Origin of the sequence: Polaromonas sp. LjRoot131, from assembly GCF_964252805.1 — a bacterium.
In the GTDB taxonomy this organism is placed as follows: Bacteria; Pseudomonadota; Gammaproteobacteria; order Burkholderiales; family Burkholderiaceae_C; genus Polaromonas.
In genome coordinates this window covers 1,053,172-1,072,362 of the sequence record NZ_CAXUPF020000001.1, presented here as the reverse complement: position 1 = coordinate 1,072,362, position 19,191 = coordinate 1,053,172, and the positions used below count along the sequence as shown (strand labels likewise).

Genomic DNA, 19,191 nt, shown 5'->3' with positions numbered 1-19,191 from the left:
CGACGCGGCAGCGCTCTAGCCAGCCACCCGATCCCGAATCTGCTGCAGCGCCGCCGGGTCGTCCATGGTCGTCAGATCCCCCGCATCCCTGCCCTCGCACACCGCCTGGATCGCACGGCGCAGCATCTTGCCGCTGCGGGTCTTGGGCAGGGCCGATACAAAAAGCACGCGCGACGGCCGGGCGACGGCGCCCAGGTCGCCGTCCACGCGTTTCATGATCTCGCCTTCAAGCTTGAGGGCGGCCGCGCTGTCGGCCAGCACGGCGGCGTCCCTGGGCACAGCAAAGGCCATGGCCACCTGGCCCTTGAGCTGGTCAGCCACGCCGACCACGGCGACTTCGGCCACTTGCGCGTGGCCTGAGATGCTTTCCTCAATCTCGCGTGTGCCCAGGCGGTGGCCTGCCACGTTGATCACGTCGTCGGTGCGGCCCAGGATGAAAAAGTAGCCGTCTTCGTCGCGTATGCCCCAGTCGAAGGTGGAATACACCATCTTGCCGGGCACGCTCTTCCAGTAGGTGTTGACGAAGCGGGCGTCGTCCTTCCAGATGGTCTGCATGAAGCCGGGCGGTGTCGGGCCCTCGATCACCACCACGCCTTTCTCGTTGGGCTGCGTCAGCTCTTCGCCGGTGGATTCGTGCAGGATCTTGACCTTGTAGCCGTACATCGGCACGCCGGGGCTGCCGAAGCGGCTGGCCTTCTTTTCAACGCCGTTGGCGATGGTGATGATGGGCCAGCCCGATTCGGTCTGCCAGTAGTTGTCGATGATGGGCACGTTCAGGCCTTCGCTGATCCAGCGCGCCGTGGGTTCATCGAGTGGCTCGCCGGCCAGGTAAAAGGCGCGCAGGCTGGAGAGGTCGTGCTTTTTGAGCAGGGCCGGGTCCTGCTTTTTGAGCACGCGCACGGCGGTGGGCGCGCTGAACATGCCGGTGACCTTGTATTTCTCGACCAGGCTCCACCAGATCGCGCCGTTGGGCTGTTTGTCCATGCCTTGCGTGGGCAGGCCTTCGTACATGATGGTCGCCATGCCGGCGATCAGCGGGCCGTAGACGATGTAGCTGTGGCCCACGACCCAGCCGATGTCGCTGGTCGAAAAATAGGTTTCACCGGCGCGGCCGTCGAAGATGTGCTTCATGCTGGCGGCCAGCGCCACGGCATAACCGCCGGTGTCGCGCTGCACGCCCTTGGGCTTGCCGGTGGTGCCGCTGGTGTAGATGGTGTAGCTGATGGCGGTGGAGTCCAGCCATTCGCAATGCACCTGCGCATGCATGTACTTGGCGCGCAATGTCTCCCAGTGCAGGTCGCGGCCGGCCACGAAATTCATGGGCGCCAGGCCGCGGTCGACCAGCAGCACGGCTTCAGGCTGGTGTTTGGCCAGGCGAATGGCTTCGTCGAGCAAAGGCTTGTAGGCCACCACCTTGCCGCCGCGCGAGCCGGCGTCGGCGCTGATGATCACCCGGGGCGTGGCGTCGTCGATGCGCGAAGCCAGCGAGCCGCTGGCAAAGCCGCCGAAGACCACACAGTGGATGGCGCCTATGCGCGCGCAGGCCAGCATGGCAAAGGCTGCCTCGGCGATCATGGGCATGTAGATCAGCACGCGGTCGCCTTTGACCACACCCATGGCCAGCAGGCTGGCGGCCATGCGCTGCACTTCGACGTGCAGTTCGCGAAAGCTGTAGGTTTTTTCAACACCGGTTTCGCTGGAGACGTAAATCAGAGCCGCCTGGTCGGGCCTGTCCTTGAGGTGCCTGTCCACCGCGTTGTGGCACAGATTGGTTTGCCCGCCTTCGTACCAGCGGGCAAAGGGCGGGTTGTCGTTGTTGCAGACGCGGGTGAAGGGTTTGTGCCAGTCGATCAGCTTGGCCTGCTCGGCCCAGAAGGCCTCGGGCTGCTCTATGGACTGGCGGTAGAAGTCTGCGTAGCGCGTCATTGCTTGTCTCCGTTTTGTTGTTTTGTTTGGCTTGTTCAGATTTTGACGACGATGCGGCCGCGCACCTTGCCCGAGATCAAGTCCGCCGCTTTTTCCGCGGCGCGGGCCAGCGGCACTTCCTCGACCATGGACTCCAGCTTCGCGGCGTCCAGGTCTCTGGCCAGGCGCTCCCAGGCCTGCCGGCGTCTGGCCAGCGGCGCCATCACGCTGTCGATGCCGGCCAGCGTGACACCGCGCAGGATAAAGGGCATGACCGTCGCGGGAAAATCCGCGCCCTGGGCCAGGCCGCAGGCCGTCACCACGCCGCCGTAGCGGGTCTGCGCGCAGGCATTGGCCAGCGTGTGCGAACCCACGGCATCCACCACCGCGGCCCAGCGCTCTTTTTGCAGGGGCTTGCCGGGCGCCGAGAGTTCGGCCCGGTCCATCACGCTGCTGGCACCCAGCTGTTTCAAATAAGCTTCCTCACTGGCCTTGCCCGTAGCGGCCACCACGGTGAAGCCCAGCTTGCCGAGCAGAGCCACGGCCACGCTGCCCACGCCGCCGGTGGCGCCCGTCACCAGCACCTCGCCGTCCCCGGGCTTCACGCCGTGCTGCTCGAGCGCCAGCACGCTGAGCATGGCGGTGTAGCCGGCCGTGCCTATGGCCATGGCCTGGCGCGCGCTAAAGGCCGCCGGCAGCTTGACCAGCCAGTCGCCCTGCAGGCGCGCGCGTTCGGCCATCAGGCCCCAGCGCGTTTCGCCCACACCCCAGCCGTTATGCACAAACCGGTCGCCGGCCTTCCAGCCCACATGCGTCGACTCCAGCACGGTGCCCGCGCCGTCAATGCCCGCCACCATGGGCCAGCTGCGCACCACCGGCCCCTTGTTGGTGATGGCCAGGCCGTCCTTGTAATTGAGGGTGGAGTAGTCGACCTGCACCAGCACGTCGCCGGCGGGAAGCTGGGCCTCATCGGTATCGGTCACCGCCGCCGAAAAGCCGGCGTCGGATTTGCTGAGCAGGAGGGACTTGAACACGGCATTGTCTCCAGAGGGTTTGTTGTTATTTCAGGGCCAGAAATACAGGAAAACCGGAAAACTGAATTCTTAATTATGGATAACGGGCTTTCAGGAGACTGACGGCGCTTCCAGGGATGCGGAGTTCACGACAAGATTCGACTGAAGAGGATGCTCCGCAGGTTCAAGTCTGCGCTAGCCGCGCAAGATCGCTTCACCGGTTCGCGGGTTGACAAGGGTCACGTTCTCAAGCGCCCGAATGCGCCAGATATCGTGCAGCCTCGTCAGCACGGCGAGGATCAGCGTATCCACCACGTGTGGCCCCGCCGGGTGGCTGGTGCCGGCAGCCAAGCGACTCCAGAAATGGATGACCGCTGCCCCATCAGCGATAGGTGTGATGTCGATCAGCTCGTTCTGGAGCGTGGAGTCGCGATAGATGGTTTCGTGAATCGGAGCGTGGAGTGCCACGATCTCTTCAACACCACGGACATAGTGCCCAAAGCGATTCACGAACGTTGCGTCCGGGTCGAACAGCTCACCGAGAGCCACCATGTTGTGAGTGTTCCAGGCGGCTTGAAATGCGCCGGGTGCATCTTCAGGTTTTTTCATCTTGGTCATGCCCTATCGCCATGACTGGGACGCCTTTCACAGCGGCGTCTCACATCACATCAATTGATGATTTTGCCCATGCCATTCTCTACACGGGCTCTTAGTTGTTGAATGAACTCTGGGTCATATGGTTCCCAGGATTCGAGTTCGCCAACAACTTTTAAAGGCAGCTTGCTTCGATAGGACCGCGTCGGGTTGCCCGGGAACTTCTTGTCTGTCACGTTGGGATCGTTCTCGAATTCTCCCGTCGGCTCAACGACATAGACCCGCGGCCTGCCGCTGCCTTTGGCTATTTCCGCGGCAAGCCCAGCGCCCTTGGGAATGGCGGTGAAATAAATGTGATTCATCACGACGCTTTCGTCGTAGTTCGATTGAAAGCCTGGCCTTAGCAAGTCGCCTACCTGCAATTCGACTTTCGTGCCGTGAAAAAAAGGGCCTGTGTCTAAAGCTGCCATGGGTTTTAAGTGCAAACGGGTCAGTACCGGGGGGGCTAACACCTAAGTTAACGATCGACACGCCGCCAAGCGCAAGACGTCCAGATTGAACGATCAGGTAGGCCATCTTCTCATTGGTGCATTGCCTTCTCTGCCAAGTACTGGGCACGCTCAACTGTAATACCCGAAAGCTGATCAATTACCAGTTGATCAGCGTCATTGGCTGTGGAATGCAAAACAACTTTGGGCCGAAGACCTCCAAGCTGTATATATACATCTGCAGGCCTGGAGTGGCCGGTTGGATACAGGTCAATTTGATTGCAGAGCCACCCAAAGAAGCCGTCACCTTCCGCTGGAGAGTCAAAGGTTTGAACATAGCGCTCAAAGCTCTGTTGACTTGCAGAAACCCAAATGCCCCAAACAAAGGGTTCATTTACGCCATGAATTGGAATTTCCAAAACAGCCCTGACGAAATGGTCGGTTCTTTCGACACGACGGATAACGCAGAGATCGTCGGACAGCTGCCCGATGTCTTGTTTTTGTTCATCTGTTAGCCAAGTGTATGGGTCTGGCGCCTGAAATGCGAAACTCGGTGAACCCTCATGTAGCTCACCACAGCATGAGCATTTGAACGCAAAGATTGCTGCCATGGAATTGGAGGCCTAACGTAAAGATGACCGGATCACCCGGATGCTTTCCGCGCAACTAGCAACTAGTGCGCTCAATCAGCGAGGACGTATTTAATCGGAAGTTCCACCCAGGAACTCACGGCACGGCCCGACCTTGTTCTGGCCGGGTTGAACTTGAACTTTTTCACACCCTCGACTGCTGCCGTGTCCAGCGTGGCAGAACCCGAGCTTTGACGGAGTCGCACCTCGCCGGCATTGCCGCTCGCCAAAACTTCCACTCGCACCCTGACAACGCCTTCCTCCATAAGGCGCCTCGCACGCGCCGGATACGCAAGCCTTGGTGACTCGGCCTGGCTGGCCGGCCGCACAACTTCATCGGGACCGGTGACGCAGGCTGTTAGCACAACCGCCAGGAGGAAAAGAAAGAAAACGCGAAATTGTTTTTTCATTCGGTGCAAGGTATGCGGTTGCGATTGAACAAGACCCGAAACCAAGCCAGGCTATTTGATCAGCCCCAGCACATCCTTGAACGCATCATGCTCGGCCGTGCGCAGCCACTCAAACGCCACCATCTCGGTGGTCACCAGTTCGGCGCCGTTGCCGGCCAGGCGGTCAAAGGCGGCGTCGCGGTTGCGTTCGGTGCGTGAGCTGCAGGCGTCGGTCACGACCCAGACCTCGAACTCTTCCTCCAGCAGATCGAGCGCGGTCTGCATCAGGCAGACATGGGCTTCGCAGCCGGCGATGACGATGGTGCCCCTGCCCTCTTCCGGTTCGGGCGCCGATTTTTGCAAATGCTTGGGCAGGCTGCGCGCGTTGCCACCGGCCTGCACCTTGCGCACGGGCGGGCGCAGCAGGTCGACGAGGCCGTCGGCGACGGCGCTGAAAGACATCTTGTCCAGCGTGCGGCCGCCGGCGGCGGCGATGGCGGCTTGCAGTTCGGGCGCGAGGGGACCCAACGAACCGGGATTTTCGGCCGTGCCCCACACCGGCACCTCCAGCAGCTTGGCCATGCGTGCCAGCTTGAGCGCATTGGCCAGCACCAGGCTGTTTTCAAAAATGGCGGGCATGAGGCGGGACTGGTAGTCCACCAGCACCAGTTGGGAGTCGTCGGCATCGAGCAGCATGGGAATTCCTGGAAAAATAAAAACGGATCAGGCCGGGGCGCAGCGCAGGCGCTCCACCAGCGTGATCAGGTAGGCGTCAAACAACAGCGTCGCGTCCTGGCCGAACATGCGTATGCGGCCAGTATGCTGAAGCAGCAGCAGGCCCACGCCATGGGAGAACAAAGCCGTATTTTCACGCAAGGCGTCTTCGGCGTTCAAACCCATGGCCTGCAACGCGCCTTCACAAGGCCTCAGCGCATCGTGCAAGCGGTCATTGAGCTGGAAGTTCAGTTCGGCCGTGAGCCCGCGCGGGCGCATACCCTGCATCAGGTAAAAGCCCAGGTCCAGGTCGCGCGGGTTGGCCGCAAAAAAACCGAACCAGGCCCCGGCCTTGGCCTCCAGCAGGTCGGCCGGCTCAGTGCAGCCTGCGCCGGCCACATCCACCGCGGCGTTCAGGCGCTCCAGCGACTCGGCCAGCAAGGCGCCATAGATCGCCTCCTTGTTTTCAAAGTAGGAGTAAATGGCACCGGCGGTGTAGCCGGCCTCCTTCGCGATTTCACGGATGCTGGCCCCCTCCATGCCCAGGCGCTCGAATACCGCGCGGGCGGCGTCCAGCACGCCCTTGCGGCGTGAATCGCTCTGGGCTTGCTGGCGGTCTAGTCGAGCTTGCATTTGTCAAATGTAAGGGCAAGCCTTGCCGTGGGTTTGGTGAAAATTAACGGATGTTTTTTATTTTGAACGTTGTTAGATATTTGAAAGATATTTAGAACTTTTATGATGGTTGAGGTGTTTTTGGTGGGGTGCTCTCTTCTGCGTTCTGCTGGCCGGGGGTAGCCCGGCGGCTACTCACTTTTCTTTTGCTTCGCCAAAAGAAAAGTAAGCAAAAGAAAAGGCGACCCTGGTTGCTGCGTCCCTCCGCTGCGCTACGGGCAACCTGCGGTGCTCGGTCCAGACGGGGTCTCGCTAAACTCGCTTCGCTCAAACAACGCGATCCCTGATCCGTCTGGCCCTGCGCTCCTCGGCGCATCCACAAGGGGTGGGGAGGGAATACCAAGCAGCCGAAGATAGAAACCCGAATACAGAAAACAACAAGGACTCGCCACGGCGAGTCCTTGTTTGTCTTTATCCTCGTTCCCGATTGCCCCGTCCTGGCTGGGCCGAGGAGCGCAGAGACAAGCGGATCAGGGCCGGCGTTGTCTGAGCCGAAGGCGAGTTTAGCCGGACCCCGCTTGGCTCGAGCACCGCAGGTTGCCCGAAGCGAAGCGTAGGGACCCAGACTGCGGGTCGCCTTTTCTTTGGTGACTTTCTTTTGGCGAAGCAAAAGAAAGTTACTGGCCGCCGGGCCACTCCCGGCCAGCCGCCCTCAGCAAAGAGAACAGAGGGAGCGCGCCCCACGGGAGCAAGACCCCGGCTTAAATCGACCCCAAATCCTGAATAGCATCCACCACCATACTCGTCCCCACAGCAATCAGCAGAATGTCGGTGGCAACCCGCACATACTTATGTCCCGCAGGTGGAGCGCCCAGTTGCACCACCACAGCCGAAGGCACGGGATAGAACACGACGTCGCGGGGCAGCGGCTGGCCGATGGCGTATTTTTTCGCCTGGCCCGGGGGCAGGCAGCCGTTGTTTTTCTTGGCCAGGCCCGGGGGGCAATGGCCGGACTTGAACTGCTTGCCGTAGTAGTTCTGGACCACGACGCGCTGCTGCGGCACAAAATAGCCGCCGACTTTGACCTCGGCGGCATGTTTGTTTTTCTTCGCCTTCTTGCCGCCCTGCCCGGCATCGCCGTGGTCGGACTGTTCCGCCTGCTCATGTTTGTTGCCTTTGTTTTTGCCGCCGCCCGCCCATTCGGGTTTCTCGGCAAAACTCGTGGAGCATGCCAGGGTGGCCGCCATCAACAGTGCAAGGCTGCGTGTCATCGTGGTGTTTTTCATTGTGGTTCTCCGGTAGTTATAGAGAAGGCCGATACGGCGGGCAGGCAATGCGAGGCACATGCCTGAACTGTTCAACGGAGGCCGTCCGATGCCGTTGACGGGGTTTCACCCATTCTGGGCCTGGCGGGAGAAAAGGCCCTGTAGGGAAACAAGCTGGGACATCGTCCTACATTTGCTCACATTCAAGCGGGCGCCCTAGCGTGAAGGCTCCGCAAATTTGAGCAAGCGTGTTGCCAGCAAAGTTTCCGCCAGAAAACACACCAGGGCCAGCAGAAAACACACCACCCCCGACAGAAAGCACACCGTCGCAATCCGCAGCGTCGGAAGCTCGCTGGTCTCCCCGAGGAACAGCAGGATGATGGTGCTGCCGATCAGGATGGCGCAGAAGGTCAGCAAGGCGATGCAGATGTTGACCAGCCAGCCGCGGTGGCGAAGCTCGCGCAGCTCGGCATACATGCGGTGCGCGCGAGGCTCTTCCACGCCACCGGCTTCCAGCCGGTTTTCCAGGAAGCGCGCACGGTCGATGATGCGGGCCAGCCGGCCGGCGACGGCGGCGATCATGCCCGAGACGGCGGTGAGCAAAAACACCGGCGCCACCGCCAGCTGGATGCCGTGGGTGACCGTGGCAAGGTCGGGCGCAAAGTTCATGCAAAAGCTCCAGCTGCGGGTGGGGAAGGCCTGCATTTTGTCATGCCGCCCTGTTCGTGGGATTGCCCTACAGCAATGTCGTCGCTGTCCGACAGCTCTCCGCGCGCGATGGTCCGCACAATAAATTCATCTCATCGGCGCGGCTGCCATGCGCGGCACTGCGTAGCGCGCCCCAACCAAAGGACTTTCCATGCTCTCCAACAATGAGGGACAGCGCGTCCCCGACGTCACCTTCAAGACACGCCAGAACGAGCAATGGGTAGCCGTCACGAGCGCCGACCTGTTTGCCGGCAAGAACGTTGTGGCCTTCTCCCTGCCCGGCGCCTACACGCCCACTTGCTCATCCACCCACCTGCCGCGCTTCAACGCGCTGGCCAGGACCTTCAAAGCCCACGGCATTGACGACGTGGTCTGTTTTTCGGTCAACGATGCCTTTGTGATGAACGAATGGGGGAAAGCGCAGGAGGCCGGCAACATCACCCTGGTTCCCGACGGCAACGGTGATTTCTCAAAAGGCATGGGCATGCTGGTCGACAAAAGTGATCTCGGCTTCGGCAAGCGCTCCTGGCGCTACTCCATGCTGGTGCGCGACGGCGTGATCGAGAAGATGTTCATCGAACCCGAGAAAGACGGCGACCCGTTTGAGGTTTCGGACGCCGACACCATGCTCAAGTACCTCGCACCGGATGCCGTGGCGCCCGAACCCATCACCCTGTTCAGCAAACCGGGCTGCCCGTTTTGCGCCAAAGCGCGGGCCATGCTGGATGAAGCCGGCCTTGCTTACGAGGAAATCACGCTGGGCCACGGCATCAGCACCAACACGCTGCAGGCGGTGGCCGGTGCCGCCACGGCGCCGCAGGTGTTTGCGGGCGGCAAAAAAATCGGCGGTTCGGAAGACCTGCAAGCCTGGCTGAAGGAGCTGCAGTTAAAGGCAGAGCCTGAATTGCCGCGCCAGTTTCTCAGCTAGGGCTTTACTTGCCCAGTCCGATCGCCGCGCGCATTTTCTCCAGCTGGTCCGCTGTCGGCACCACAAAAGAAAATTGCGGCCCCAGGTCCAACGCGACGGAGAGCGGCTTGGAGGGTGCCGTCAGGCCCTGGAAGGCGGCAACGGCCTTCTTGGCGGCGGCATCCGGCACGCTGGCGTGCAGATACAGGCCAAAGCCGACGCTGGTGGCCTTGGTCGGAACCACCACGAGGCGTGCCTGGTGCACTTTTTCAGAGCGCCCGGCAAGGCCCTTGAGGCTGACGCCCAGTGCAGCGGACTCGCGGGTGACGGCACCTGCCCAGGACTGCTCCTCCCACGCAAAGACGGCTTTTGCAATCAAGCCCTGCTGGCCGACGGTGGCTTGCGGCGCGACATCCTCCACATTGCCGCACAGGCCCTCGGCTTTCGCGATGGCAGCCTCCACGCCGGCAGCCGTGCCAAAGCATTTGGAACGCTGGAGCTGGTCCAGCACGGCTTTCTGCTCTGCCGGCGGCAGGGTTTTCAGCGCCACGGCGCCCGCATCGGTTGCGGCCTTGCCGGCAGCGGTGATGGCCAGCACTGCGGGCTGGACCACCTCATTGTTGAACACGACGAGCTTGTAGCCGCTCATCAGGCCGGTGACCTGGTTGGTGTAGACCCAGCAATAGGGAGCCCGCCCCGACGCGGTGATGTCGTCCACTTTCTTGATGGCATACAAGGGCGTTTGCGGCAGGCCGGCGCGACCGATGAAGGCATGCATTTCCTGTTCGGCCACGGCACTTTGATAGGCGGCCTCACCACGGAAAAGCTGGGGGTTCATGTAGGCCCCTCCCTCGCAGCTTTGCGCCCAGGCGGCCGGTGCCAGACAGGTGGCTGCCAGTGCCAGTGAAAGGGAAATACGGGACAAATAGTGCATGTTTGGCTCCAGAGCGGTGGCATTTGACAATTGGGGCGGTTTGGCTGCGGCCACCGGATTTAGTAACAAAGTACGACATGCATACATCGGGCCATGATACGGACGACCCGGCTGGAAAGGCAGGCGTTTACCCGGGGTTGACCCGAATATTAGGCAGGAGACGTTGCCATCAGTTTGGCAAGCCGGCAGCCCGGCCCCCGCTCCCGGCCGGAAGGAAACTATGAAATCGGTAGCACGCCAGGTACGTCAATATTGGGTTACCAGCTCTTCTTCCGAGCATTGTGGCTAGCCAGTCGTTGTCCTGCGAGCGGCTTTCAACAAGCCGCGGGCTGCCGGTTCCGGCCAAGGGAGCATCCTCTAAAAGGCTAGCGCCCTGCGCCTGGCGCCCGCCGCGCGCCGGGCCCGCCAGCTCTTCACCGCGTCGCAGGCTTCGAAGTGCTTGAGCAGGTTCTGCTTTTGCCGATCCAGCAGGCTGCTGGCCTCGATCATCCCCGGCCAGGTCTCGCAGGCCTTGCCCACTGCTTCATTGAGCACGCCGCGCACGCGCGTTTCAAACATGCCGGTGGCGTTGCAGAAGCTGCGCAAGGTCTGGGCCGTGAGCCTGGCCTGTTTTTCCCCGCCGGGCACAAAGCGCAAGGCATGGCCGCGCCCGCCCAGGTAGGCCGCGTAGGCCACCACGTCGTAGGCCGGGGACAGCTCGGGCGTGCGGCCGTCGCGGTAGAGCACGCCGAAATTCTTCACGTGGGCGTCGTAATTGCCCAGCATCTCATTGACCATCACGCGGCGTATCAGCTCTTCCGCCGCGCCCTCGCCCACCTCGGAAGGCAAGCTCATGCCTTCGCGCAGCGTCCTGGCCATGGCGGCATAGCTGGCGGCGGGATGGGTGTATTTTTCTTCGGGCTGGATGCGCAGTATCTGCGCGAAGTCCTCGCAATGGATATGCCCCTGCGGCCCCCGGTCAAAACGTTTGACGGCCAGGAAATGCCGGCTTTCGCCGAGCACAAAGGGTTGTTCCGCCACGATCTCGTCCATGGGTGCCAGCCAGGCCTCGCAGACGTCCACCCCCGCGGCCTGCGCCAGGCGCAACGAGAGTTCTTCCACCTCGGGCAGCAGGGCAAATTCCGCCGTGGGCAGCTTGGCGATGATGTGCGCTCCCTCGGCATCGCGGGTGCGCGCCACATAGCGCCCTTGCTGCTGCACCAGCGCCAGCTTGGGCTGCACGCCCGACAGCGAGGTCGCATCGGGCAGAGGGTCGGCGGTGACGGACATCTCGAGCGCGTCATGGTGCTGGGTGACCACACCGGCCAGGGCCTGGGTATCGAGGTGTGCCGGATAGGCGTAAACATTGCCCGGCAAATCCGTGCCGCAGGCGGCCAGCATGTCGAAGTGGTCGTTGGGGCCACAGCCGCGCAGTTGCTCCAGGTGGCGGCGCAGCGGTCCTTCGGGCAACAGGTTTTGAAAGAAGGCCGGCAGGCGGCCGCCTTCGGCGTTGAAGAACGGCGTGTGGACATAACTGCGCCAGAAGATTTCGCGGCGCTGCGCGTCGTCGTCCGTGGCGGCCCAGGAAAACACCGGCGATGCAGAGTTGGACCAGAAGGCCTCGTCGGGAATGAAGCGCGTGAGCGCCGTGCTGCCCGTGCCGTATTGGAACAGCAGGCCGGCGCGCAGGGATCCCAGATAGATATCAAGCGCCAGGACGTTCATGGCCAGGGGCCTTTGGCTTTCCTGGGGCCCGCCGCAGCCGCGGCGAGCTGCGAGGTCTCGGCCACGATGCGGTCCACCCGCGAGAGCGCGGGCGGCGCGGGCTCCTGGGCACTGTGCGCCTGCAGGCCGGCGGCCACCACTTTGGGCAGCAGCAGCACTTCCAGCCCCAGCTGGTCGGCAATCGCCATCAGCGTGGTGATACGCGGCGCGGTGCGGCCTTGGAGCACGTTGCGCACGGACAAGGGCGTGAGCCCCGTCTTTTCTGCCAGGGCCTGGTAGTCCAGCTTCAGGCCTTGCCGTTCATCTTCGAGGCGGGTCGCGACTTCTGACAATGTTTTCATAAATAGAAATATCGTTTTCACTACAAACGATAGTATTTTATCTATTTATTAAATTTAAAGCCATATAAAACTATCTTTTTCATAGAAAATAGATAGTTTTGTATTGAAATTTACCGCAACCAAGGGAATGGACGCATTGGACAGGCCGCCCAAAGACCTAAAACGCGTAGCTGCCCGTCAGCGACAGCAGCCAGGTCCGCCCTGCGGCGGGTTCAAAATACCGGCCGTTGCCTTCATTGACGATGACGGAGCCCGCATACTTTTTGTCGAAAAGATTGTCCAGCCGCAGTGTGCCCAGCATCTTCCAGCCGCTGGCCTCCACGGCATAGCCGACATGCGCCGCCGCGACGGCAAACGAGGCGGCCGCGTCCGAATTGAGGTCGTTGACCGGAACGCTGCCCAGGTAGCGTGCCTCGACGCCTGCACGCCATCCCCGCAGCGGCCGCCAGCCGGCTTCCAGCGCCAGGGCCGAGCGTGCGATGCCGGGAATCCGGTTGCCCGCCTGCACCGCCACATTGGGTGTGGCGCAAGGCGTGGCCGCGCAGGTCAAAAATGCATCGCGGTAACGCGCGTCCAGCCAGGTATAGGACAGCTGCATCAGCCAGTCGCCGGGCAAAGCCAGGCTGGAGGCCAGTTCCAGCCCGCGGCGCCGGGTGGCGCCCGCGTTCTGGAAAGTGCTGCGCCCGCCCACATTGGTCTGGCTGACGATTTCATCGCGCGTGGCAGTCTGGAACACGGCCGCGCTCCACTCCAGGCGGGTGGCAGCACCGGCCGGTGTATGCCCTTTCGCGCCCAGCTCCAGGTTGTTGCTGCGCGAGGGCTTCAAGCCCAGGTTGAGCCCGGTGGAGCCATCGGCGCGGTAGGCGGTTTCGTTCAGGGTCGGGGTTTCAAAGCCCTTGCCGGCCGTGGCGTACAAACGCAGGTTGTCGGCAGGCGCGTACAGCAGGCCCGCCACCGGCAAGTTGGCGCTGTAGCGCGCGCTGCCGCTGTCATTGCCGTTGGGCCCTGCCACGTAGTGATCAACGGAATCAAAGCGCACCGTGCTGCGGCGCAGGCCTGCATGCAAGGTCCAGCGCGGAGAAAGTTTGAGGGTGGCCTGCGCATAAGGGTCCAGGCTGCTGACGCGGTTGGTTTCATCACGGCGCAGCGCGCCCTGCACGCCCAGGCTGGCGCCGCTGAAATTCTGCATGCCCAGCCGCTGTTCGCGAAGGCTGTCGTAGGCCAGGCCGGCCACCAGTTCCAACGGCAAACCGGCCAGTTGCGCCTGTGCCGTCAGGCGCAGGTCCGCGCCGCCATAAGAGCGGTTCAAATCGATCACGCCGCCCGGATGCAGCGGACCGGCCTGCGCCGCCACGGGAATCGCCTGGTATTGCACCGTGGCGCGTTCGCCCTGGTAGACCATGGCGCGCAGCCGGTTGCCACCGCCCAGCGGCAACTCGTAGACCAGGCCCAACTGGGTCTGGCGCACCGTCTTGCGGGTGTTGAACTGGATGGCCGAGGGGTCGGCGCTTTGCGGTGCGGCATTGAACTGCGCGCGGCTGAGGCCCAGCGGATCGTCGGCGCGCAAATCCACATGGTTGGCCACCAGCATGAGCTGCCCGCCGTTGGCGAGTTGCCAATCAAGGCGCGCATTGGCCAGGTCGCGCCGCGCCGCGCTGTGCGTCCGGAAGCCGTCGCTGCTGAAACGGCTGGCGTTCAAGGTGTAGCCCAGCGAGCCCGCGCTGCCCGTGGCTTTGAGGCCGCTGCGGTAAAAACCATCGCTGCCCCAGGCCAGGCTGGGCGTCAGCGTGAAAGGGCCCTGCCCTTCTTCGGTGAAGACCTGGACAACCCCGCCTGACGAATTGCCGTACAGCGCCGAAAACGGCCCGCGCAAGACCTCCACCCGGCTGGCCGAGCCCAGGTCTATGTGCGAGAGCTGGCCCTGGCCGTCGGGCATGGTCGCCGGGATGCCGTCAACATAAATGCGCACGCCGCGCACCCCGAAAGTGGAGCGCGCGCCGAAGCCGCGCACCGACAGCTGCAAATCCTGCGCCTGGTTTTGCCGGTCGCGCGCCAGCACCCCGGGCGTCAGCGCCAGGCTTTCCGAGAGATTCAATTGCGCCCGCCCGTCGGCGCGAAGCCGCCCTCCGTCGATGACATCAACCGACGCCGGCACCTCAAAAGGCGGCAGCTCGGTGCGGGTGGCGGTGACGGTCACCGGCGCGAGCGACTGGGCCAGCGCCGCAACGCCCAGCCAGGGTGACAAGGCCAGCGCTGAGAGGCGAAGGCGGTGGGGCATGAAAGCGGCGAGGTTCAGTTTGGCACGCGATGGACGATGGACAGGTCCGGGCCATCGTAGCCTGCCGCCGCGGCCCTTGCCACCGCGCGGCTGTAGGCCGAAGCCGCAAAAACGGCCTGCCCACAGAGAGACGCTCGCAAAACGGTTTTACCCCCTCTCCCCCTGGGAGAGGGTTGGGGTGAGGGCCAGCGGCGGGCAAATACGTCACCGTTTCGTGCACAGGCCGCAGCCCTCACCCCTGCCCTCTCCCAGAGGGAGAGGGAGCAGGATTACGCCCTCTCAGCCGAACTTGCGCACCGCATCCAGCGCGAGCCCTGCGCCAATGCTGCCGAAACGATCGCCCTCCACGCTGCGCGCCTGCGGCAGCAGCGCGGAGATCTGCTCGCGCAGCAAGGGCACGCCGCTGGAGCCGCCGGTGAAGAACACCGTGTCGATATCGTCCCCATTGACGCCGGCATCCTTGAGCAGCGCCACGACGGTGCGCGACACCGTGCCCACAAGCTCGCCGATGGCGCCGTCAAAATCGGGCCGGTGCAAGGTCAAGGTCTCGCCGGGGGCGATGCGCCCCAGGTCCATCACGGCTTGGGGCGCATCGGACAGCGCGATCTTGGCCGCCTCGACCTGCATGGCCAGCCAGTGGCCGGCGCGCTCGCGCACCAGGTTCTGCAGGCGGTCCAGCTTGTCCTTGTCGACCGCGCCGCGCCGTATGTCGCTGATCTGTGTCCAGGACTTCTTGCTGTAGACCTGGTTGATGGTGTGCCAGGTCGCCAGGTTGAAGTACTGGGCCGAGGGCACCTCCAGCCCGCTCGCCAGCCGGCTGCCCAGGCCCAGCGTGGGCATGACGCTGGCCAGGCTCAGGTATTTGTCGAAGTCGGTGCCGCCTATGTGCACGCCGCCGCTGGCCAGGATGTCGTCGCGCCGCTCGGCTTTTTTCGCGCGCTCGGGCGACAGGCGCACCAGCGCGAAGTCGGACGTGCCGCCGCCGATGTCCACCACCAGCACCAGCTCTTCGCGCCTGATCTGCGACTCATAGTCGAAGGCTGCCGCGATGGGTTCGTACTGGAAAGCGATGTCTTTCAGGCCGACCGCATGGGCGATCTCGGCCAGCGTGTTTTCGGCCTTCTTGTCGGCCTGGGCGTCGTCGTCCACAAAAAACACCGGGCGGCCCAGCACCGCGCGGCTGAAGGACTGGTCCGCGGCTTTCTCAGCGCGGTGTTTCAGCTCACCGATGAACTGCGCCAGCAGCACGCGAAACGGCAGCGCGCGGCCGGCGACTTCGGTGTGGTCGTCGATCATGGCCGTGCCCAGCAGGCTTTTGAGCGAACGCATCAGCCGCCCTTCGTAGCCCGCCAGGTAATCGGTCAGCGCGGCACGGCCGTAGCTCACATGCTCGTCCTCCGCATGGAAAAACACCACCGAAGGCAGTGTCGGCTTGCCGCCTTCCAGCGGCAGCAGTGCGGGGAGCCCGGGCCGGCTCCAGCCCGCCGTGGAGTTGGAGGTGCCGAAGTCGATCCCGCAGGCCGGGGCGCCGCTCACCGCCCGGCCGGCTTGGCGAAGCCGTTTTCGGCCCAGGCCACGGCGCTGGCGCGGTTGAGCTTGAAAGACGGCGCCACGCGCACCTGCGCCAGTTGCTCGCCGGTTTCGTCGGCAGCGCTGAGAACGCCGTGCGGGTTGTCTTCGTCGGGAACGATGTCCAGCGAGATGGTCAGGCGCGCCGCGTTGGCGGTCACGGTGATGCTCTGGTGCAATGTGGCATGCAACTGCTGCTCATGCCTGCGCACGAATTCCGAAGCCGTCTTGACCAGGGTGCTGAAGGCCGGCCCGTCCAGCGGCTTGGGATTTTTCTTGTCGCGGCCCATGGTCCAGGGGCCGACCAGCGCGGGCTCGGGTTCGCCGTCCTTGATCATCGCGACGGCCCAGCCGTCATCGTCTTCATTCTTGATGACCTTGGCCGTCCAGCCGTCGCCGCGCCAAAGCCGCGGCTCCTGGATGATGGGCTGGTCGTCGCAGGGGGATTCTTCGGCCGGGCCGGCCGGCGGGGTGTGGGAGTCAGTCAAAACGCGGTCACTCGGGTGGGGCGCCCCGGCCAAGGCCGAGGGCAAATTCAGGTCACGCACCGCCTTCAAACAACACGGTGCGCATGGGGGACGTGGATTTTACAGCCCGCGCAAAAAGCCCTTACAACCCGAGGTCGCTCAGCCCCGGATGGTCGTCGGGCCGACGCCCCAGCGGCCAGTGGAATTTGCGATCGGCCGCCTTGATGGGCAGGTCGTTGATGCTGGCGTGACGCACCGCCATCAGGCCCATTTCGTCGAATTCCCAGTTTTCATTGCCGTAGGAACGGAACCAGTTGCCGGCATCGTCATGCCACTCGTAGGCAAAGCGCACGGCGATGCGGCTGCCGCCAAAGGCCCACAGCTCCTTGATGAGCCGGTAGTCGAGTTCGCGCACCCATTTGCGCGACAGCAGGCCGACGATTTCCTCGCGGCCGGTGACGAACTCGGCGCGGTTGCGCCAGCGGCTTTGCGCCGTGTAGGCCAGCGACACGCGCTGCGGGTCGCGCGTGTTCCAGCCGTCTTCGGCGGCGCGGACTTTCTGCACCGCAGTTTCTTGCGTGAAGGGCGGAAGGGGTGGTCGGGTTTCCATGGTGGAGTCCTTTGGATGGGATGACGGAGAAAATCGGTAGACAGATCTGTCTACTCGTTGCGATTCTGGCACAGGTAGACAGACTTGTCTACAATCGCGTCATGGACGTCTCCACCCCCTCTCCGCGCGACCGCATCCTGCTCACCGCGCACGACCTGTTCTACCGCGACGGCCTGCGTGCCACCGGCATAGACCGCATCATTGCCGAGTCGGGCGTGGCCAAGCTCACCTTCTACCGCTGCTTTCCCAGCAAGGATGAGTTGATACGTACCTTCCTGGACTACCGCCACGAACGCTGGATGGCCTGGTTTGTCGATGCCCTGGGGCGGTACGGCGCCACGGCGGGCGGCGGCCTGGCACCGCTGTTGCCCACGCTGGCCGAATGGTTTGCCGACCCGCTGTTTCGCGGCTGCGCCTTTATCAACGCCATGGCAGAAGCCGGTGCCCTGCCCGGCGTGGCGCAGATCGTGCAGAACCACAAAAACGACATGCGGCAGGTGATTGCCGGCCTGCTGCCCGCCGGCCCGGGCCAGCAAGCACTTGCCGGCGCGGCGGCGCTGGCTGTCGACGGCGCCATCGTGCGGGCGCAGATGGAAGGCGGTGAACCGGCGCTGGCGGGCCTGCGCCTGCTGCTGGATGCGCTGGACGCCCCAGCCGGCTAAGCCTTCACGGGCCGGTGCGGCTTTGCCTTGGGCCGGGATTTGGGCGCCGGGCCCGTGGACGCGGCAATCTTCACCGCCGGTCGTTTGCCCGAGGACACCCATTCGTCATAGAAGTCGATTTTTTTGTCCAGCAGCCTGAGCGCCAGCTGCCACTCGGCAATCATGCCCTTGACCTGTTCACGGTGCGCCGACAGCAGCGCCTGCCGTTTGCCGAGGGTGCCGCTGCCCTGCTTGACCAGTGCCGTGTATTCGCGCATTTCGGCGATCGACATGCCGGTGCGCCGCAGCCTGTCCATCAGGTCCAGCCAGCTGATGTGCAGTTCGCCGTAGACGCGGCGGCGCCCGGCGTCGCGTGCCACACCCGGAATCAGGCCCTGGGCCTCATACCAGCGTATGGTGTGCACGCTGCGCCCGGTGCGCGCGGCAAGTTGCCCGATCAGGAAGTTTTCAGCCATGCCCGACTGTATAAAACCAGGGCTCAGGCGGCAAGTGCGGCGGACGATGACGAAGAAGAAGGCGCGTCCAGTGCCGAATTCACCAGCGCGGTGTCGAGGTACTCCATCAAGTCCTTCATCTGCCCGCCCTCCATGCGGCAGACATAGCAATAACGGTTGTTGTAGGCCTTGCCGGCCTTGGTCGTGACCCGTCCTTCGAACTCGATGATGACCCTGTCGCCGTCGGCCATCACGCGGTGCGTGGTGCTGACGTAGGGCGTGGCGAACTGGGCGTACAGCGGCCGCAGCAGTTCATTGAGCACCACCTGCTTGCCGCTGTAGGTGCGCGACCACGGCGTGTCACCCGGGATGGTCCATGAAAAATCGTCAGCCATGGCCTCGACAAAAGGCGCTCCGTTGCCTTTGTCCAGCTCAGCCATGACCCGGCGGATGCGCTGCCTGTTGGCGTCGGTGGTGGTGGTGTTTGTACTCATGAGGAATTTCCTGGAATGCCCGTCACACCGGGCGTGGGGCCCGGCATGCTGCCAGGGCTTGAGGAGATTAAAAATCCTAGAGCGCACTCAAGGTCAAGCCCCGCAGCGCGCAGAAACGGCTGTTTTTCAGGGCAACCCTACAATGCCGCATGAACCAGAAACGACCCGCCGCCAGCGAATGGGTGACCAAGATGCTGGCCGTGCTCAAAACCGGCAACACCTCGGCGGCATTGGCCCAGATCAAGGCCACCACCAGCAGCAAGGATTTGCGACAACTGCATGCCGCGCTTGAAAAGGCGCAACTGCTCAAGCAGCTCGCCGCTGTCGACACCGCGATTTCCGATCAACTGCAGGCACTGGCTTCGCCGCGTCTCAGCCGCTCGCCCTGAGACGCGCCAAGAGCCAATCTCCCTGGTTTTACCCCCTCTCCCCCTGGGAGAGGGTTGGGGTGAGGGCCAGCGGCGATAAAAAGCC

Annotated in this window: 22 protein-coding genes; 3 read left to right on the top strand and 19 right to left on the bottom strand. The window is 63.3% G+C overall.

Going from position 1 to position 19,191, the window contains the following annotated elements; translation table 11 throughout:
• Positions 1 to 15: 15 nt before the first annotated feature.
• The 10 genes from ACSQ27_RS04870 to ACSQ27_RS04825 form a co-directional block, all read right to left on the bottom strand.
• On the bottom strand, positions 16 to 1,926 hold the full coding sequence (locus ACSQ27_RS04870) for a propionate--CoA ligase (RefSeq protein WP_436154337.1): 1,911 nt from the start codon (positions 1,924 to 1,926) through the stop codon (positions 16 to 18).
• 35 nt (positions 1,927 to 1,961) lie between these two features.
• Positions 1,962 to 2,939, bottom strand: a complete 978-nt coding sequence (gene acuI, locus ACSQ27_RS04865; RefSeq protein ID WP_436154336.1) for an acrylyl-CoA reductase (NADPH) — start codon at positions 2,937 to 2,939, stop codon at positions 1,962 to 1,964.
• 174 nt (positions 2,940 to 3,113) lie between these two features.
• Positions 3,114 to 3,536: an SgcJ/EcaC family oxidoreductase gene (locus tag ACSQ27_RS04860; RefSeq protein WP_436154335.1), complete on the bottom strand. Its 423-nt coding sequence runs from the start codon at positions 3,534 to 3,536 to the stop codon at positions 3,114 to 3,116.
• Between the two features lie 50 nt (positions 3,537 to 3,586).
• Positions 3,587 to 3,982, bottom strand: a complete 396-nt coding sequence (arr, locus tag ACSQ27_RS04855; protein ID WP_436154334.1) for an NAD(+)--rifampin ADP-ribosyltransferase — start codon at positions 3,980 to 3,982, stop codon at positions 3,587 to 3,589.
• 110 nt (positions 3,983 to 4,092) lie between these two features.
• Positions 4,093 to 4,611 carry a DUF2199 domain-containing protein gene (locus tag ACSQ27_RS04850; protein ID WP_436154333.1) on the bottom strand — a complete coding sequence of 173 codons (519 nt, stop codon included), beginning with the start codon at positions 4,609 to 4,611 and terminating at the stop codon, positions 4,093 to 4,095.
• Between the two features lie 71 nt (positions 4,612 to 4,682).
• Positions 4,683 to 5,039, bottom strand: coding sequence for an energy transducer TonB (locus tag ACSQ27_RS04845; protein ID WP_436154332.1), 357 nt, complete (start codon positions 5,037 to 5,039; stop codon positions 4,683 to 4,685).
• A 51-nt stretch (positions 5,040 to 5,090) separates the two neighbouring features.
• Complete coding sequence (locus tag ACSQ27_RS04840; protein ID WP_436154331.1) at positions 5,091 to 5,714, bottom strand: isochorismatase family protein; 624 nt, start codon at positions 5,712 to 5,714, stop codon at positions 5,091 to 5,093.
• Between the two features lie 27 nt (positions 5,715 to 5,741).
• Entirely contained in the window at positions 5,742 to 6,365 is a 624-nt protein-coding gene (locus tag ACSQ27_RS04835; protein WP_436154330.1) for a TetR/AcrR family transcriptional regulator, read from the bottom strand.
• A gap of 740 nt (positions 6,366 to 7,105) precedes the next feature.
• Positions 7,106 to 7,690 carry a hypothetical protein gene (locus tag ACSQ27_RS04830; RefSeq protein WP_436154329.1) on the bottom strand — a complete coding sequence of 195 codons (585 nt, stop codon included), beginning with the start codon at positions 7,688 to 7,690 and terminating at the stop codon, positions 7,106 to 7,108.
• Positions 7,691 to 7,825: 135 nt separating this feature from the next.
• Positions 7,826 to 8,278 carry a DUF2721 domain-containing protein gene (locus tag ACSQ27_RS04825; protein WP_436154328.1) on the bottom strand — a complete coding sequence of 151 codons (453 nt, stop codon included), beginning with the start codon at positions 8,276 to 8,278 and terminating at the stop codon, positions 7,826 to 7,828.
• 190 nt (positions 8,279 to 8,468) lie between these two features.
• On the opposite strand from ACSQ27_RS04825, the gene ACSQ27_RS04820 reads away from it, so the two are divergent.
• Complete coding sequence (locus tag ACSQ27_RS04820) at positions 8,469 to 9,245, top strand: glutathione peroxidase (RefSeq protein ID WP_436154327.1); 777 nt, start codon at positions 8,469 to 8,471, stop codon at positions 9,243 to 9,245.
• Positions 9,246 to 9,249: 4 nt separating this feature from the next.
• Here the strand turns inward: ACSQ27_RS04820 and ACSQ27_RS04815 are convergent, their stop codons facing one another.
• The 7 genes from ACSQ27_RS04815 to ACSQ27_RS04785 form a co-directional block, all read right to left on the bottom strand.
• The gene (locus ACSQ27_RS04815) at positions 9,250 to 10,062 is read right to left on the bottom strand and encodes a hypothetical protein (RefSeq protein WP_436154326.1); all 813 of its coding nucleotides are present in this window, start codon (positions 10,060 to 10,062) and stop codon (positions 9,250 to 9,252) included.
• 453 nt (positions 10,063 to 10,515) lie between these two features.
• On the bottom strand, positions 10,516 to 11,862 hold the full coding sequence (locus ACSQ27_RS04810) for a type II toxin-antitoxin system HipA family toxin (RefSeq protein ID WP_436154325.1): 1,347 nt from the start codon (positions 11,860 to 11,862) through the stop codon (positions 10,516 to 10,518).
• On the bottom strand, positions 11,859 to 12,203 hold the full coding sequence (locus ACSQ27_RS04805) for a helix-turn-helix domain-containing protein (protein ID WP_436154324.1): 345 nt from the start codon (positions 12,201 to 12,203) through the stop codon (positions 11,859 to 11,861). The genes ACSQ27_RS04810 and ACSQ27_RS04805 overlap by 4 nt, the downstream gene beginning before the upstream one ends.
• 157 nt (positions 12,204 to 12,360) lie before the next feature.
• Complete coding sequence (locus ACSQ27_RS04800) at positions 12,361 to 14,481, bottom strand: TonB-dependent receptor domain-containing protein (protein ID WP_436154323.1); 2,121 nt, start codon at positions 14,479 to 14,481, stop codon at positions 12,361 to 12,363.
• A 279-nt stretch (positions 14,482 to 14,760) separates the two neighbouring features.
• On the bottom strand, positions 14,761 to 16,017 hold the full coding sequence (locus tag ACSQ27_RS04795; RefSeq protein WP_436154322.1) for an Hsp70 family protein: 1,257 nt from the start codon (positions 16,015 to 16,017) through the stop codon (positions 14,761 to 14,763).
• Entirely contained in the window at positions 16,014 to 16,538 is a 525-nt protein-coding gene (locus tag ACSQ27_RS04790; protein ID WP_436154321.1) for a hypothetical protein, read from the bottom strand. Before ACSQ27_RS04790 ends, ACSQ27_RS04795 begins: the two co-directional genes overlap by 4 nt.
• Before the next feature lie 121 nt (positions 16,539 to 16,659).
• The gene (locus ACSQ27_RS04785) at positions 16,660 to 17,127 is read right to left on the bottom strand and encodes a DUF1348 family protein (protein WP_436154320.1); all 468 of its coding nucleotides are present in this window, start codon (positions 17,125 to 17,127) and stop codon (positions 16,660 to 16,662) included.
• Positions 17,128 to 17,228: 101 nt separating this feature from the next.
• Between ACSQ27_RS04785 and ACSQ27_RS04780 the strand changes: the two genes are divergently transcribed.
• Positions 17,229 to 17,789, top strand: coding sequence for a TetR/AcrR family transcriptional regulator (locus tag ACSQ27_RS04780; protein ID WP_436154319.1), 561 nt, complete (start codon positions 17,229 to 17,231; stop codon positions 17,787 to 17,789).
• Here the strand turns inward: ACSQ27_RS04780 and ACSQ27_RS04775 are convergent.
• Positions 17,786 to 18,244, bottom strand: a complete 459-nt coding sequence (locus ACSQ27_RS04775; RefSeq protein WP_436154318.1) for a MerR family transcriptional regulator — start codon at positions 18,242 to 18,244, stop codon at positions 17,786 to 17,788. The two genes, ACSQ27_RS04780 and ACSQ27_RS04775, sit on opposite strands and share 4 nt — an antisense overlap.
• Before the next feature lie 23 nt (positions 18,245 to 18,267).
• Positions 18,268 to 18,717, bottom strand: coding sequence for a nuclear transport factor 2 family protein (locus ACSQ27_RS04770; protein WP_436154317.1), 450 nt, complete (start codon positions 18,715 to 18,717; stop codon positions 18,268 to 18,270).
• 149 nt (positions 18,718 to 18,866) lie between these two features.
• Here ACSQ27_RS04770 and ACSQ27_RS04765 point away from each other — a divergent pair, with 149 nt between their 5' ends.
• Entirely contained in the window at positions 18,867 to 19,106 is a 240-nt protein-coding gene (locus ACSQ27_RS04765) for a hypothetical protein (RefSeq protein ID WP_436154316.1), read from the top strand.
• Positions 19,107 to 19,191: the final 85 nt, after the last annotated feature.

What these genes read in the sequence shown, in the direction of transcription:
- ACSQ27_RS04870 (WP_436154337.1), bottom strand. Translation starts at nt 1,926, where the DNA reads ATGACGCGCTACGCAGACTTCTACCGCCAGTCCATAGAGCAGCCCGAG.
- ACSQ27_RS04860 (WP_436154335.1), bottom strand. Translation starts at nt 3,536, where the DNA reads ATGACCAAGATGAAAAAACCTGAAGATGCACCCGGCGCATTTCAAGCC.
- arr (WP_436154334.1), bottom strand. Translation starts at nt 3,982, where the DNA reads ATGGCAGCTTTAGACACAGGCCCTTTTTTTCACGGCACGAAAGTCGAA.
- ACSQ27_RS04850 (WP_436154333.1), bottom strand. Translation starts at nt 4,611, where the DNA reads ATGGCAGCAATCTTTGCGTTCAAATGCTCATGCTGTGGTGAGCTACAT.
- ACSQ27_RS04845 (WP_436154332.1), bottom strand. Translation starts at nt 5,039, where the DNA reads ATGAAAAAACAATTTCGCGTTTTCTTTCTTTTCCTCCTGGCGGTTGTG.
- ACSQ27_RS04840 (WP_436154331.1), bottom strand. Translation starts at nt 5,714, where the DNA reads ATGCTGCTCGATGCCGACGACTCCCAACTGGTGCTGGTGGACTACCAG.
- ACSQ27_RS04835 (WP_436154330.1), bottom strand. Translation starts at nt 6,365, where the DNA reads ATGCAAGCTCGACTAGACCGCCAGCAAGCCCAGAGCGATTCACGCCGC.
- ACSQ27_RS04830 (WP_436154329.1), bottom strand. Translation starts at nt 7,690, where the DNA reads ATGTGCCTCGCATTGCCTGCCCGCCGTATCGGCCTTCTCTATAACTAC.
- ACSQ27_RS04825 (WP_436154328.1), bottom strand. Translation starts at nt 8,278, where the DNA reads ATGAACTTTGCGCCCGACCTTGCCACGGTCACCCACGGCATCCAGCTG.
- ACSQ27_RS04820 (WP_436154327.1), top strand. Translation starts at nt 8,469, where the DNA reads ATGCTCTCCAACAATGAGGGACAGCGCGTCCCCGACGTCACCTTCAAG.
- ACSQ27_RS04815 (WP_436154326.1), bottom strand. Translation starts at nt 10,062, where the DNA reads ATGAACCCCCAGCTTTTCCGTGGTGAGGCCGCCTATCAAAGTGCCGTG.
- ACSQ27_RS04810 (WP_436154325.1), bottom strand. Translation starts at nt 11,862, where the DNA reads ATGAACGTCCTGGCGCTTGATATCTATCTGGGATCCCTGCGCGCCGGC.
- ACSQ27_RS04805 (WP_436154324.1), bottom strand. Translation starts at nt 12,203, where the DNA reads ATGAAAACATTGTCAGAAGTCGCGACCCGCCTCGAAGATGAACGGCAA.
- ACSQ27_RS04800 (WP_436154323.1), bottom strand. Translation starts at nt 14,481, where the DNA reads ATGCCCCACCGCCTTCGCCTCTCAGCGCTGGCCTTGTCACCCTGGCTG.
- ACSQ27_RS04785 (WP_436154320.1), bottom strand. Translation starts at nt 17,127, where the DNA reads ATGGAAACCCGACCACCCCTTCCGCCCTTCACGCAAGAAACTGCGGTG.
- ACSQ27_RS04780 (WP_436154319.1), top strand. Translation starts at nt 17,229, where the DNA reads ATGGACGTCTCCACCCCCTCTCCGCGCGACCGCATCCTGCTCACCGCG.
- ACSQ27_RS04775 (WP_436154318.1), bottom strand. Translation starts at nt 18,244, where the DNA reads ATGGCTGAAAACTTCCTGATCGGGCAACTTGCCGCGCGCACCGGGCGC.
- ACSQ27_RS04770 (WP_436154317.1), bottom strand. Translation starts at nt 18,717, where the DNA reads ATGAGTACAAACACCACCACCACCGACGCCAACAGGCAGCGCATCCGC.
- ACSQ27_RS04765 (WP_436154316.1), top strand. Translation starts at nt 18,867, where the DNA reads ATGAACCAGAAACGACCCGCCGCCAGCGAATGGGTGACCAAGATGCTG.